We start from the raw sequence: 12,979 nt of genomic DNA on the forward strand, positions 1-12,979 counted from the left end.
GACTGGTTCAGGGGATCGCCAGGCCCGCGCGGCGCAGTTCCTCCTCCACCCGCAGCCGCTCGGCCGCGCGCTCGATACCGTCGAGCTCGGCCTCCAGCCGGTGCGGCACCTCCACCGCGCGGCAGGCCTGGACCAGCAGCGCGTCATAGGCCTGGTTGGTGGCGCGGCGCCGGACCACCGGCGCACCCTGGCGCAGGGTGCGCAGCGACCGGTGTACCCGGCGCAGGTCGGCGGCGAGCCGTTCGATCGGCGGCAGGTCCGGCTGGGCGCGGCGGCGCCGGCAGGCCAACCGGGTGACCAGCCGGGCCAGCTTCGGCAGCAACCAGAACCCGGCCGTCGGAGCCACCACGACGGCCAGGTACAGCAGCACGTTGCCGAGCGGGAACCCGCTGGGGGTCATACCCCATGCTAGGGCGCGCCAGCGGGTTCCGGCAGTGCTGCCAGCCTGCGCACCAGCGCGAGCCCGAGGAGCGCACCGGCTAGGCACTGTCCGGCGTGCACCAGCAACGGCAGGGAGAGGTCCAGCAACGTAGACCACTCGCCGGTCAGCGCGCCCGCGCTGCCCACACCCCAGAACCCCTGGGCGAACATGGCGGCCGAACCGGTCCAGGCCAGCACCATCGGCACTCGCACCCGGCGCCCGCCCGCCGCCAGCACCAGGATCGCCCCAGCCACGGCGAAGGTCAGCAGTCCCTGCACCGCGTCCACCGCATGTGCCGCGACACCCCGGTCACCGGGCGGCCCGGTCGGCACGCCGAGCGCCCAGCCCACCTGGATGCAGCCGGTGACCATGGCGATCGCGATACCCATGGCGCCGGGCAGGGTGAGCCTGCCGGCCGCGGCGCGAGCGGTGAACAGCCGGGCCCAGCGCACCCGCGCGTACAACACGAACGCGGTGAGCAGGGTGCAGCCCTGCCAGATGAAGCTGGCGTAGACCAGCGGGGTCACCCAGCTCGCCAGCCCGGCCATCATGTTCGCGCCGAGCAGGAAGTCCATCCCGATCAACGGGCCCGCGAGGACCAGCGGGGCAAGGAAACCGGTTCCGACCCAGATCGGGAACAACACCAGCGCCGCCGGTAACCGCAGTCCCCATGCATGTGTGCAGGCCAGCGCGAGCAGGATCGCCACCGCGTCCATCCCGCCGGTGAACGCGTTCGCCGCGTACATCTCCGGAGTGTCCACCAGCGTGGGGTCGGTCAGCCCGAGCGTGCCGCCGGTGACCCAGCTGATCTTCAGCAGCAGATAGGGGAAGGTGCCGAGGATCGCCGCATAGCCGACGAGGAACCGGAGGGTTCCCTGTCGGCTCCTGGGCACCGTGGGCGCTGTCATACCCGGATCCTGGCAAACGGACCACCGCACCGGTTCCCGCCACGGAGTCGTCGGCGTCCCCCGCGGGTAGCAAAAGACCGGGCCCCTGATGCGTGGCTCGCATCAGGGGCCCGGCCGGGATCAGCTATTCAGGAACTAGCCGAACTTTCTCGCGCTCACCCGCCGAGGATGGTGCGCAGCGAGTCCAGCTGCGCGATGGCGGGCACGTCGGCCTGCGGAGCCAGGTCGGCCTCGCGCAGCGAGGGGACGCCCTGCAGGTCGGCCTGCGGCATCAGCTTCGCGGGCAGCGTCTGCACCGGCAGCATGCTGACCTGCGGCAGCGAACGCTGCTCCTGCGCACCCGGCAGGCCGGGCAGGTTCACCAGCTCGCCGCCTGCCGGCAGGCCCGGCAGCTCGGGCAGGCTGGTGGCCGGAAGGCCTGCGTCGCTGCGCGCGGCGGCCGCGCCACCCACGGGCAGCGTGGGCAGCCCGGTGGCCGGCAGTTCGGACCCGCTGATCGGCAGGTTGATCTGCGGCTCCTGGCTGTCCACCGTGATGTCGGTCAGGTTGCTGGCCTCGGTCGTGGCCGAGCCCAGCAGCGCGAGCGGCACGTCCCAGATCTGCGCGACCGCGCCGACCGGGGCCTGCAGGTCGACACCGGCGAGCGAGCCGAGCGAGGTCGGGCTCGTGGTGGTGGTGCCACCGGCCTGGCCGGTGGTGACGTTGTGCCCCACCGCGTCGGCCACGCCGCCCGCGGCGATCGCGTTGCCGAACACCTGGGCCACGGCGGCAGCGGGCACATCGAAGATGTTGCCGGAGAAGCCGCCCTCGACGCCGGAGGTGGTGATGTCGCCACCCGAGGTGACGTCGGTGGCGTTCACGCCCTCGCCGGTGGCCTTGGCCGCCGCGGCAACGGCGTCGCCGAAGACCTGCGCGATCGGCAGCATCTGCGCGGCGACCACGTTGCCTGCGAGCCCGCCACCATCACCGTTGGTGGTCGCGTCCCCGCCGGCCTCGGCCACCACGTCGTTGGTGCCCGTGCCGGAGACCAGCGCGGCCAGCCCGGCCGAGGAGTTGTACAGCACCCCGGCACCGGCGAGCGGCGCCTCGATGATGTTCCCGGCGACCGCGCCGTCCTGCCCGTCGGTCAGGGTGCTGCCACCCGCGATCGCGTCGGTCAGGTTGTCCGCGGAGCCCTTCCCGATGCCGATGAACGAGCCGCCGACGCCGTGCGCCTGCAGCGGCAGCGCCACCGGCGCGGTGGCGATGTTCCCGGAGGCGCCACCTTCCTTGCCGCTGGCGCTCAGGTCGCCACCGGCCTCGGTGATGGTGTCGTTGGTGGCCTCACCGATGCCCGTGCCGATGTGCGAGCCGCCGACGCCGAACACCTGCGCCGGAACGGCCAGCGGCACGGAGACCAGGTTGGCGGCGCCGAACGCGCCGTCGTCCACGGTGCTGCTGTCGTCGCCCGCCTTGATCCGCTTCTTCTCGGTGACGCCGCCGTCCTCACCGGCAACGGCCTGGCCGATGTAGGTGCCGCCGATGCCGAAGACCTCCACCGGGGCCGCGATCGGGGTCTCGACCAGGTTCCCGCCACCCGAGGAGTCGTTGCCCGAGGTGCCGTTGTAGCCGCCGACCTCGACGTTCTTCTCCTCGTGCGAGGAGGCCGATGCGTTGCCGATGTGCGAGCCCGCGATGCCGAACAGCTCCGGCGCGACCGCCAGCGGGGCGTGGGCGCCGTTGCCGCCGAGGAAGGACTCGTCCCCGTTGGTGTAGGTGCCACCGCCGGTCTGGGTGTCGTTGCTGCAGTCGTGCGCGGCGTGCGCGTTCCCGATGTAGGTGCCGCCGATGCCGCAGGCCTCGACCGGAAGGCCGATCGGAGCATCCACGATGTTCGCCGAGCCAGCGGACTTCTGCCCCGCGGTGCTGGAGAAGCCACCCGCGGCGACCTCGCTGGTGGAGGTGCCTGCCTCGCCCTCGCCGAGGGCGTTGCCGGTGGTGGCGTTGCCGACCCAGGTGCCTGCGACCCCGGCGATGTTGCCGGTGCCGGCGAGCTGCGGCTGGATGATGTTGCCGGACAGGGTGGAGACCCCGCCCCCGGTCTGCACGAAGCTCTCGATGTCGTTGATGCCCGGCGTGGTCGCGGTGCCGGCCTCGGCATCGGCCTCGGAGCTGGCCACCGAGTCGGCGTCCGAGCCGTGCACGGCCGCGGCGTTACCGTTGAAGCGCAGCGGCAGCGCGATCGGCACGGCACCCACGTTTCCGGAGCCGCCTGCGCCGTCGCCGTTGGTCTTGATCCAGCCACCGGACTCGGCCTCGGTCTCCGCCTCGGCCTCGCTGTAGGCGTTGGCCAGAATCCAGGACGCGGCGTTCCCGGTCACCTGCACCGGGGTGGCCAGCTGCCCGGACACCACGTTGCCGGAAAGGCCGGACCCGGTGCCGTTGGTGCTGATGTTGCCGGTCTCGGTGACATCCTGCGAGGCGGTGGTCCCGGTGACGGCTCCGCTGCCGCCCGCGAGGCCGACGCCGTTGCCAGCCAGCTGGATGGGGGCGGCCCAGTCCAGCGCGACCACGTTCCCGGCCAGCCCGGAGTGCGTGCCGTCGGTGGTGGTGTCCTCGTGGCTGCTGACGGACTGGTCGCAGCTCGCTCCGTCCACCTGGGCGTCGCCGCCGACACCCACCGCGTTCCCGCAGATCTGGATCGGGACGGTGACGTCCCCGTCCACCTTGTTGCCCTTGAACGCGTCCTCGGTCTGGGTGAAGCCGCCGCCCGAGGTGCCGTTCTGCTTGGCCCGTGCCTGGCCGGCCGGCTCGCTGGCCTTGACGGTCTGGGTCGCCGCGGCGGCCGACTGGGTGGCGGCGCCGAGCGGCTTCAGCACCGGGTCGGTGCTCAGCTCGCCCTCGAAGCCGGGCACGTCGATCTCGCCCAGCGGGGTGCCGATCTTGTTCTCGTCGATCTGGACCGGGACGTCGACGCCCAGGTCCAGCGGCCCAGCCGGGGAATCCGGGTTGGCGGCGCTTTCCTCAGCGGACGCGATGCCGGTACCCAGCATCAGCAGTCCACCCGTGACCAGCGCGGTTTGTAGGCCACGCTTTGCCCACGTCTGCATGTGCAGATTCTCCTTTTCTTTGGTTTCCCTTGCGGGGTTTCTGGGGTGTTCCGTCGCGGGGCGCGACGGCGCACCCGGCTCGAGGTCGCTGGCGCGCTGGATCGCGCACCGCGAGGGGATGAGATCCGGGTCGCGGACGCGGCTGTCCCATTCGCGAAAACGGCGAGGGAATGCGCCCGGTCAACCCCGGGGGAAATAATCAGTCAGGCGTGACGCCGGGCTGCGCGCCCAGCTCAACCGGCACGTTCTGGGTGCCGGGGGACACGTCGCCGAGGACGGCGGTGTCCAGCGCGGCGAGCTGGCCGACGGGAACGCCGAACAGCTGGCCGTCGAGATGACCGCCACCGGGCGACGAACCGCCCGGGACGGACGGAACGGTCACCGGGGCAGCGGGCAGCCGCAGCGGCTGCACCGGGCCGGAGCCGTTCCGCGAGTCACCGGCCTGCCGCGCCTCCGCGGCGGAACCGGCGAACAGGTGCTGTGCCTTGTCGGCGATGGCAGCACCGCCCAGCTGGTGCTGGGACATCTGGGGGACTTCCACGGTGACCGTGCCTGCCGCGCGTTCGGGGGCAGTGGTCACCGGAGTCTCGGTTTCGGGCGCGGGCCGCTGCCCGCCCGTACCGGGCAGGGTGGGCAGGCCCGGCAGCTGGATCAGGTCGTCCTGGCGTTGCGGGTCCAGCAACCCGAGGACCGCGGAGCCGACCGCGCGCATCTCCTGCGGCGGGGTCAGGGTCCGCTCGAGTACCTGCTTGGCGTCCTCCGGCTTGCGGACGACGTGCTCGAGGGAGCCGGTCACCCGGTGTACCGGCCGCAGCACGGCCCGCTCGGCGAACTCCGCCGTCGCGCCGCTGACCTTCCTGGCCACCTCACCGTCGATGTGCCTGGCCTCGCGCGGCTGGTAGGAGCCGGCGTTGGTGACCGGGCCGCCGGTGTCGCCGGGGGCGGCGCAGTCCCGGACCGCGGTCACGGTGTCGCAGGCGGCCTCCTGCCAGGCGTGCGCCAGCGCGCCTGCGCCGTCCCCGGCCAGCTCGGCCGCACCGGTGGTGACATCCCGCAGGCCGGCGGCGGTCGCGTCGGCGACCGGGTTCAGGTCGGCCCTGGCCGGCTGTGCGGCCTCGGCAACCCCGGCGTGCACAGTGTCCTGATCCGGCGCGGTCTCGGCCGTGGCGGCGGGGGAGGTGGACAACGCCCAGGCGGCGGCGGTGCCCGCGACGGCACCGGCGAGTCCGAGCAGCACACGCGAGCACCACCGGCGAGCGCGCATCGCGCGCTGGGTGGTCGCTGCTGCCTCGGTCACCGTTCTCCCGTCGCTGTCTGCCGTGGGGCGTTGCGGTCGAGATTGGCAAACGGAGTAATGACCGCGCATCTTCAATGCGACTTGAGTGCCCAATCGTGTGAAAAACACCGTGAGGGCCGGGCACAAATCCAGGCAACAGGTCTCACGACCGGTAATCGACACAGCATCGGCGCGGTTAGCCGGGAAGTCGGATCATCTGTCGCCCGGTACCGATACGCTCAGTGCGTGAGCGACACGAAGCCGCGCGTCCCGGTGATCTCGGAGGACTCGGACGTCACGGGCATGGTCCCGCGCGGGCTGCGCATCGGGGCCGCGCTCTCCTGGCGCTTCCTGATGGTGATCGCCGCGCTGTACGTCATCGTCTGGCTGGTCGGCTACCTGTCCGTGGTGGTCATCCCGCTGGCCATCGCGTTGCTGCTCTCGGCGCTGCTCGCGCCGGCCGTGCAGCAGCTGATGCGGCTGCGGGTGCCACGGCCGCTGGCCACCGGGGTCATGGTGGTCGGCGGCCTCGGTGTGCTGGTCGGGTTGATCACCTTCGTGGTCGCCCAGCTCGCCGACGGGCTGCCCGCCCTGCGGGTGCAGCTGAACGAGAGCCTGGACCAGATCAAGAACTGGCTGCTGAACGGACCGCTGCACCTGGGTCAGGAGCAGATCCAGGAGTTCATCAACCAGGCGATCAGCCTGCTGCAGGAGAATCAGGCCTCGATCACCGATACGGCACTGACCACCGCGAGCACGGTGGGGCAGGTGCTCACCGGCTTCGTGCTCGTGCTGTTCATCCTGATCTTCTTCCTGGCAGGCGGCGAGCAGATCTGGTCCTTCCTGGTGCGCGGCGTGCCCGAGGTGGTCCGGGACAAGGTCGACGTGGCAGGCAGGCGTGGCTTCGCCTCCCTGGTGAGCTACGTGCGGGCCACCGCCGCGGTGGCGATCGTGGACGCGGTCGGCATCGGCGTCGGACTGTGGATCGTCGGGGTGCCGCTGGTGGTGCCACTGGCCACGCTGGTGTTCCTCGGCGCCTTCGTGCCGATCATCGGGGCGGTGATCACCGGGGCGGTCGCGGTGCTGGTGGCACTGGTGACCAATGGCTTCGTGTCCGCGCTGATCGTGCTGGCCATCGTGATCGGTGTGCAGCAGGTGGAGAGCCACGTGCTGCAGCCGCTGCTGCTGGGCAGGGCGGTCCGGCTGCACCCGCTCGCGGTGATCCTTGCCATTGCGGCAGGCCTTGTGGTCGCCGGAATCGCCGGGGCGCTGCTGTCCGTACCGCTGGTGGCGGTGCTGAACGCCGGGATCAAGTCGCTGCTCACCGAGCGCCGACCGGATCCGGACACGGTGGACGCGCTCAGCGACGAGGGCGCGCACCCACCGGAGGAGAAGCAGACCCAGCCGTCGCAGTCATGAGGTTCCGCCTCGTTCCTGGCGACCGTCCGCCGCGGGATCCGGCGACCCCGCTGTGGTGGGGCACGATCGTGCTGCGGGTGATCACCCTGCTGTTCGCGATCGCCGCGGTCGCCGCCGACTACGACGGCTACCGCAGGTCCTGGCTGGCCATGGTGGTGGTGCTGGCGATGACCGGGTGGACCGTGCTCACCAGCGTGGCCTATGCCCGGCGGTCCTGGCGCAAGCACTGGCTCGTGGTGCTGGACGTGCTGGCCACCTGCGGGCTGATGCTCACCTCCCCGCTGGTGCTTTCCGATGCGCAGTACGCCTCGGCCCATCCGCTGATCACCACGGTCTGGGTGGCCGCCCCGGCCGCGGTGGCCGGGGCGCGGTTCGGCATGCCGGGTGGCGCACTGGCCGGGCTGGCCCTGGCCGCCGGCACGGCAGGCGCCCGGATGGAGGTCGACCTGGATGTGCTGCGGGACGGGGTGCTGCTCACCGCGACCGGCCTGTTGATCGGGATGACCGCGACCACGGCCCGGCGCTCGCAGGCGATGCTGGCCCAGGCCATGCGCACCGAGGCGGCCACCGCGGAGCGGGAGCGGCTGGCCCGGTCGATTCACGACAGCGTGCTGCAGGTGCTGGCCAGGGTGCGCAAGCGTGGCGCGGAGCTGGGCGGGGAGGCAGCCGAGCTGGCGAAGCAGGCTGGTGAGCAGGAGATCGCGCTGCGCTCGCTGGTCAGTACCCAGCCTGCCGGGTCGAACGGGGACGACACCGCGGACCTGCGCGCGGCCCTGCAGGTGCTGGCGACATCCCGGGTGCAGGTCTCCGCCCCGGCAGGGGAGGTGCGGCTGCCCGGCCAGGTGGTCGCCGAGCTGACCGGGGTGGTCGGCGAGGCGCTGGAGAACGTGCGGCGGCATGCCGGGCCGGAGGCACGCGCCTGGGTACTGCTGGAGGAGCTCGGCGAGGAGGTGGTGGTGACCGTCCGGGATGACGGGCCGGGTATCCCGGAGGGGCGGCTGGCGGCCGCGGCCACGGAGGGCCGTTTGGGTGTCGCCAAGTCGATTCGGGGCCGGGTGTCCGACCTGGGTGGGACGATCTCGCTGGAAACCGGACCCGGGCAAGGCACCGAATGGGAGGTCCGGTTGCCGAAGCCGGGCAGACGGAGGGGAGCGAGATGACGGCCGCAGCGGTCTCGGTGATGGTGGTCGACGACCATCCGATGTGGCGGGACGGTGTGGCCCGCGACCTCACCGAGCACGGTTTCCAGGTGCCGGCCACGGCACCGGACGGCGCGGCCGCGGTGCGGATCGCCACCGCGGTGCGGCCGGATGTGGTGCTGATGGACCTGAGCATGGGGGATGCCTCCGGGGTGGAGGCCACCAGGCAGATCACCGCGGAGCTGCCGGAGACCAGGGTGCTGGTGCTGTCCGCGAGCGGCGAGCACAACGACGTGCTGGAGGCGGTCAAGGCCGGGGCCGCGGGCTACCTGGTCAAGTCCGCCTCCGCGCAGGAGCTGGTGGACGCGGTGCAGCGGGTCGCGGCGGGCGAGACCGTGTTCACCCCCGGGCTGGCGGGCCTGGTGCTCGGCGAGTACCGGCGGATGGCGGAGGCGCCGGGAGGGCAGGGCGAGCCGCCGCCCCGGCTCACCGACCGGGAGACCGACGTGCTGCGGCTGGTGGCCAAGGGGCTCACCGCACGGCAGATCGCCGACCGGCTGGTGATCTCGCACCGGACGGTGGAGAACCACGTGCAGTCAACGCTGCGGAAGCTGCAGCTGCACAACCGGGTCGAGCTGGCCCGTTACGCCATCGAGCACGGCCTGGACCAGGAGGAGAACGACCCCGGGTAGGGCGGACGGCCCTCAGCCGTCCGCGGGATGGCCGTCCGGATCGGTGGCGCCGCCGATCCGCGCGCGTACCCGGCTGCTGAGCACCACCTCGTGCGGCAGCGCCCTGAGTTCGGCCGCCCGCACGGCGACTCCCCGCTCCTGGGCGATCAGCGCCAGCTCGGCCCAGTGGTCCGCTGCCATCTGCTCGTGCGAGTAACCGGGAGGGGGTTCGTCCGGACCCACCACGACGCGCGCCGTCTCACGCAGGTCCTGCGCCGAAGCGGTGTGCCAGGGAGCCGTGCTCCCCCACCCACGGTCGTCCAGCAGCAGCACCCTGCTGCCGTCGGCGAGCTCGGCCTCGTGCCGCGCCGAGGCCGAGATCTCGCCCGCCGGGCCCTGCGGGTCGACATCGACGAAGGTCACCAGCCGGGTCACCGCTGACATAGGATCCTCCAGTGCTTGTCTGGAAACGCGCGACACGATCGGCTCGGCAGCTCTCGGACGCTCTGTCAGGTAGCGGGTTTCTCTAGGGGATTTTCCCGGATCCGCGCCGCCGCCGCGACTCCTACCCTGACCCTATGGTCGAGGAAGAGCGTGCCGGGCAAGCGCAGCAGGAGCCCGAACCCGGGTCCGAGCCGGAGGTGCGGTCCGGGTCCACCGCCGAGCCGGAGCTGAGCGAGGAGCAGCGGCGGCAGCGCAATCTGCGGGTCTCCGACGCGGAGCGCGAGCACGTGGTGGAGCTGCTGAAGCGCGCGATCGGCCGGGGGATGCTCGACCTGGACGAGTTCACCGAGCGCACCGACACCGCGCTGGCCGCCCGTACCCGGGGCGAGCTGAACGCCGTGCTGGTGGACCTGCCTGGCCTGGTGCACCAGGACGCCATGGCCGCGGCGGCCGCGCCAGCGCCGGGCGCGCCCGGTATGGCCACCGCCACGCCGGTGCCGGGGGTGCCCTCCGCCGCCGACCGGCTCGAGCTCAAGGCGCACGGCTCCACGTTGAACCGCGGCGGCCGCTGGTATGTGCCCGCGGAGGTGCTGGTGCGCAACAAGTACGGGCACACCCTGCTGGACTTCACCGAGGCGCAGGTCGCCAGCTCGGTGGTGCACCTCGAACTGGACACCAAATGGGGCTCGGTGACCATGGTGATCCCGGAGGAGGCCGCCGTGGACGTGAACGGGATCACCGAGGTCAAGTGGGGGAACCTGGACGACAAGACCCGCTCCAACGGCAAGACAGGTACGCCTCGCTACGTGGTGACCGGCCGGGTGCACGGCGGCTCGCTGACCATCAAGAACCCGCGCCGGGGTCTGTTCAGCCGCTGACCGCCGCACTCGCCGCGGTCCGGGCGCTGGGCACGTCCGGCGCGGCCACCGCGGCCCTGGCGGCCGCCGCGCACTCGTCGAAGGTCACCCCGGCCAGGCTCGCCCCGACCGCACGCACCGCGGCGGCGTTCATCGAGAGGCTGGTCAGCCCGAACCCGGCCAGCACCCTGGCCAGCAACGGGTCGGCGGCGGCCTCTCCGCACACCCCGGCCGGCTTGCCGGTGGCCCGCGCGGCCTCGCCGACCATCGCGATCAGCCGCAGCAGCCCTGGCTGCCAGGGGTCGTTGAGCTGAGCGACCGCGCCGAGCTGCCGGTCCGCGGCGAAGGTGTACTGGGCGAGGTCGTTGGTCCCGATCGAGACGAAGTCGCTCACCTCGAGGATCTCCCGCGCGGCCAGCGCCGCGGCCGGCACCTCGATCATCACCCCGGCCCGCTCGATCCCCGCGGCACGCGCCCGCTCGGCGAACCAGGCCGCCTCGGCAGCGGTGGCCACCATCGGCGCCATCACCGAGACCTCGGCGCCGGAGTCGGCCGCCGCCCCGGCAATCGCCTCCAGCTGGCGATCCAGCACCTCGGGCAGGTCGAAGGCGATCCGCAGCCCGCGCACGCCAAGGGCGGGGTTCGGCTCGTCGTCATGGGAGAGGAAGGCCAGCGGCTTGTCCGCGCCGGCGTCCAGGGTCCGCACGATGACCGGTTTCCCGTGAAACGGCTCGAGCACGGCGGCGTAGGCCTCGCGCTGACGCTGCACCGACGGTTCGGCGGGCGCGTCCAGGTAGCAGAACTCGGTGCGGAACAGGCCGACGCCCTCCGCCCCGGCACGCGCCGCGGCCTCGGCGTCGGCCGGCGAGCCGACGTTGCCGAGCACCTTCACCCTGCGCCCGTCCGCGGTGGCCCCGGTGCCGTTCCACTCGGCCGCCGCCTCCGCCTTCGCGGCCACCGGGGCGGCGTCCGGGTCGGCGATGGTGACCGTGCCGAGGTCGCCGTCCACCGCGAGCGCCTCGGCCTCCAGCGCGAGCAGCCCGCGCACCGCGACCACGGCGGGGATGCCGAGCGAGCGGGCCAGGATGGCCGTGTGGCTGGTCGGGCCGCCCTCCTCGGTGACGAGGGCGAGCACCAGTGCCGGGTCGAGGCCCGCTGTGTCCGCGGGGGCCAGGTCCCTGCCCACCAGCACGCTGGGCCGCTCCAGCAGCGGCACCCCGGGTGGTGCGGTGCCGAGCAGCTCGGCGACCAGCCGGTCCCGGACGTCCTCCACATCCCGCACCCGCTCGGCCATGTACCCACCGGCCGCGGCGAGCTGCTGGACGAAGCCGTTCGCCGCCTCGTAGACGGCGCGGGCGGCCGGCATGCGCTCGGTGGACACCAGCTGCTCGGCCTGGCCGACCAGCGCGGGGTCGCCTGCCATTGCCGCGGTGGTGGTCAGGATGGTGGCTGCGTCCCCGGTGGCCGCCTCGGCCAGTGCCTCGAGCCTGCCGACAACGGCCTGTGCCGCCGGGGCGATCCGGGTGGCCTCGGCCTGCGGGTCGTCCGGGGGTGGGCCGCTCGCGGGCTCGCCTGCCGGTTCGGCGACCCGGACCACCGGGCCGCTGGCCTGACCGGGGCTCACCGCGACGCCGGACAGCTCTTGTGTAGACATGGTCTAGACCATAGCGCCTTCCGTGCGTGGGTCACGATCCCCGTCCGCAGCGTACTGCCAGCCGGGAGACCCCTGAACGTGGCGTTCGAGGCGTTGGACGTCGCGAACGGCACTGTTGGGACGTTGAACGTCCGGAAAGCCACGTTCAGTGCTCCTGCCCCGGGAGTTCGTCGGGGTAGGGGTAGGAGGGCTGGGCGCCGTGCCTGGTGACCGAGACGGCGGCGACCCGTGCCGCGCGCCGGGCGGCATCCGCCAGGCTCGCCCCGGTGGCGAGGGTGGCGGCCAGCGCACCGGCGAAGGCATCGCCCGCGCCGGTGGTGTCCACCGCCTCCACCTCGGGCGAGCCGACCTCGGCGACCTCGCCGTCCGCGAGCACCAGGGCGCCGCGTGCGCCCCTGGTGATCACCGCCGCGCGCGGGCCGAGTTCGAGCAGCCTGCGCGGGTCGGCATCGGCCTTGCCGAACCCCGACGCCAGCAGCCAGGCACCCTCGTGCTCGTTGACCAGCAGCACGTCCAGTGCCCGCAGCACCCGCTCGGACACCTTGGCCACCGGGGACAGGTTGAGGATAGAGCGGATGCCGGCCTCGGCGGCCGCGAGCACGGCGTGCTCGACCGTGGGCAGCGGAATCTCCATCGAGACGACCAGGATGGCGGCGCCGGGCAGCGCGGCGTCCACATCGGCCGGGCGCAGGGTGCTGTTGGCGCCGGGGGAGACCAGGATGGAGTTCTCCCCGTCCGGGGTCACGGTGATGTAGGCGGCGCCGGTCGGCCGGTCGGCGATCCGCACCAGGTCTGTGTGCACCCCGGACTCGCCCAGTGAGTCCAGCAGCACCCGCCCGTTGCCGTCCTCGCCGACCGCGGCCAGCAGGCCGGTGTGCGCGCCGAGCCGGGCCGCGGCCACCGCCGTGTTCGCGCCCTTGCCGCCGGGCAGGATCTCGGTGTCCCCGCCGAGCACGGTCTCCCCACCGGCCGGGCGGCGCTCCGCCGCGACCACCAGATCGGCGTTGGCCGAACCGACCACCAGTACCTCGGGCCTGCCCTGGGAACCATGCATGCGGACCAGCCTGCCACGGCGGCCACCCGCCCGGCCGGTGGTGTACT

At 72.8% G+C, this 12,979-nt stretch carries 11 protein-coding genes; 4 read left to right on the forward strand and 7 right to left on the reverse strand.

Annotation, left to right across the window (positions count from 1 at the left end; genetic code table 11):
• Positions 1-7: 7 nt before the first annotated feature.
• The 4 genes from KOI47_RS35075 to KOI47_RS35090 all read right to left on the reverse strand — a co-directional run bounded on the left by KOI47_RS35075 (position 8) and on the right by KOI47_RS35090 (position 5,715).
• Positions 8-400 (reverse strand): hypothetical protein, encoded by a 393-nt coding sequence (locus tag KOI47_RS35075; RefSeq protein ID WP_216212174.1) that lies wholly within the window; start codon positions 398-400, stop codon positions 8-10.
• An 8-nt stretch (positions 401-408) separates the two neighbouring features.
• The gene (locus KOI47_RS35080) at positions 409-1,329 is read right to left on the reverse strand and encodes a hypothetical protein (protein ID WP_216212177.1); all 921 of its coding nucleotides are present in this window, start codon (positions 1,327-1,329) and stop codon (positions 409-411) included.
• 155 nt (positions 1,330-1,484) lie between these two features.
• Entirely contained in the window at positions 1,485-4,418 is a 2,934-nt protein-coding gene (locus KOI47_RS35085; protein WP_216212181.1) for a beta strand repeat-containing protein, read from the reverse strand.
• 199 nt (positions 4,419-4,617) lie between these two features.
• Positions 4,618-5,715: a hypothetical protein gene (locus KOI47_RS35090; protein WP_216212184.1), complete on the reverse strand. Its 1,098-nt coding sequence runs from the start codon at positions 5,713-5,715 to the stop codon at positions 4,618-4,620.
• A gap of 282 nt (positions 5,716-5,997) precedes the next feature.
• On the opposite strand from KOI47_RS35090, the gene KOI47_RS35095 reads away from it, so the two are divergent.
• Genes KOI47_RS35095 through KOI47_RS35105 form a run of 3 tightly spaced genes read left to right on the forward strand, consistent with a single transcriptional unit; the run spans position 5,998 to position 8,944 of the window.
• Positions 5,998-7,113 (forward strand): AI-2E family transporter, encoded by a 1,116-nt coding sequence (locus KOI47_RS35095; protein WP_216217758.1) that lies wholly within the window; start codon positions 5,998-6,000, stop codon positions 7,111-7,113.
• Positions 7,110-8,273, forward strand: a complete 1,164-nt coding sequence (macS, locus tag KOI47_RS35100) for a MacS family sensor histidine kinase (protein ID WP_216212186.1) — start codon at positions 7,110-7,112, stop codon at positions 8,271-8,273. Before KOI47_RS35095 ends, macS begins: the two co-directional genes overlap by 4 nt.
• Positions 8,270-8,944 (forward strand): response regulator, encoded by a 675-nt coding sequence (locus KOI47_RS35105; protein WP_216212190.1) that lies wholly within the window; start codon positions 8,270-8,272, stop codon positions 8,942-8,944. The genes macS and KOI47_RS35105 overlap by 4 nt, the downstream gene beginning before the upstream one ends.
• A gap of 12 nt (positions 8,945-8,956) precedes the next feature.
• Here the strand turns inward: KOI47_RS35105 and KOI47_RS35110 are convergent, their stop codons facing one another.
• Complete coding sequence (locus KOI47_RS35110) at positions 8,957-9,367, reverse strand: hypothetical protein (protein ID WP_216212191.1); 411 nt, start codon at positions 9,365-9,367, stop codon at positions 8,957-8,959.
• 134 nt (positions 9,368-9,501) lie between these two features.
• On the opposite strand from KOI47_RS35110, the gene KOI47_RS35115 reads away from it, so the two are divergent.
• Positions 9,502-10,245: a DUF1707 SHOCT-like domain-containing protein gene (locus KOI47_RS35115; RefSeq protein WP_216212194.1), complete on the forward strand. Its 744-nt coding sequence runs from the start codon at positions 9,502-9,504 to the stop codon at positions 10,243-10,245.
• On the opposite strand, the gene ptsP is transcribed toward KOI47_RS35115, so the two are convergent.
• Both ptsP and KOI47_RS35125 read right to left on the reverse strand, forming a co-directional pair.
• Complete coding sequence (ptsP, locus tag KOI47_RS35120) at positions 10,235-11,878, reverse strand: phosphoenolpyruvate--protein phosphotransferase (protein ID WP_216212197.1); 1,644 nt, start codon at positions 11,876-11,878, stop codon at positions 10,235-10,237. The genes KOI47_RS35115 and ptsP overlap by 11 nt on opposite strands.
• 145 nt (positions 11,879-12,023) lie before the next feature.
• Positions 12,024-12,932, reverse strand: coding sequence for a ribokinase (locus KOI47_RS35125; RefSeq protein WP_216217759.1), 909 nt, complete (start codon positions 12,930-12,932; stop codon positions 12,024-12,026).
• Positions 12,933-12,979: the final 47 nt, after the last annotated feature.

Source organism: Amycolatopsis aidingensis, from assembly GCF_018885265.1.
Taxonomy (GTDB): domain Bacteria; phylum Actinomycetota; class Actinomycetes; order Mycobacteriales; family Pseudonocardiaceae; genus Amycolatopsis; species Amycolatopsis aidingensis.

Coding starts and splice junctions, on each gene's coding strand:
- KOI47_RS35095 (WP_216217758.1), top strand. CDS start 5,998: ATGGTCCCGCGCGGGCTGCGCATCGGGGCCGCGCTCTCCTGGCGCTTC.
- macS (WP_216212186.1), top strand. CDS start 7,110: ATGAGGTTCCGCCTCGTTCCTGGCGACCGTCCGCCGCGGGATCCGGCG.
- ptsP (WP_216212197.1), bottom strand. CDS start 11,878: ATGTCTACACAAGAGCTGTCCGGCGTCGCGGTGAGCCCCGGTCAGGCC.
- KOI47_RS35105 (WP_216212190.1), top strand. CDS start 8,270: ATGACGGCCGCAGCGGTCTCGGTGATGGTGGTCGACGACCATCCGATG.
- KOI47_RS35075 (WP_216212174.1), bottom strand. CDS start 400: ATGACCCCCAGCGGGTTCCCGCTCGGCAACGTGCTGCTGTACCTGGCC.
- KOI47_RS35080 (WP_216212177.1), bottom strand. CDS start 1,329: ATGACAGCGCCCACGGTGCCCAGGAGCCGACAGGGAACCCTCCGGTTC.
- KOI47_RS35115 (WP_216212194.1), top strand. CDS start 9,502: ATGGTCGAGGAAGAGCGTGCCGGGCAAGCGCAGCAGGAGCCCGAACCC.
- KOI47_RS35085 (WP_216212181.1), bottom strand. CDS start 4,418: ATGCAGACGTGGGCAAAGCGTGGCCTACAAACCGCGCTGGTCACGGGT.
- KOI47_RS35125 (WP_216217759.1), bottom strand. CDS start 12,932: ATGCATGGTTCCCAGGGCAGGCCCGAGGTACTGGTGGTCGGTTCGGCC.
- KOI47_RS35110 (WP_216212191.1), bottom strand. CDS start 9,367: ATGTCAGCGGTGACCCGGCTGGTGACCTTCGTCGATGTCGACCCGCAG.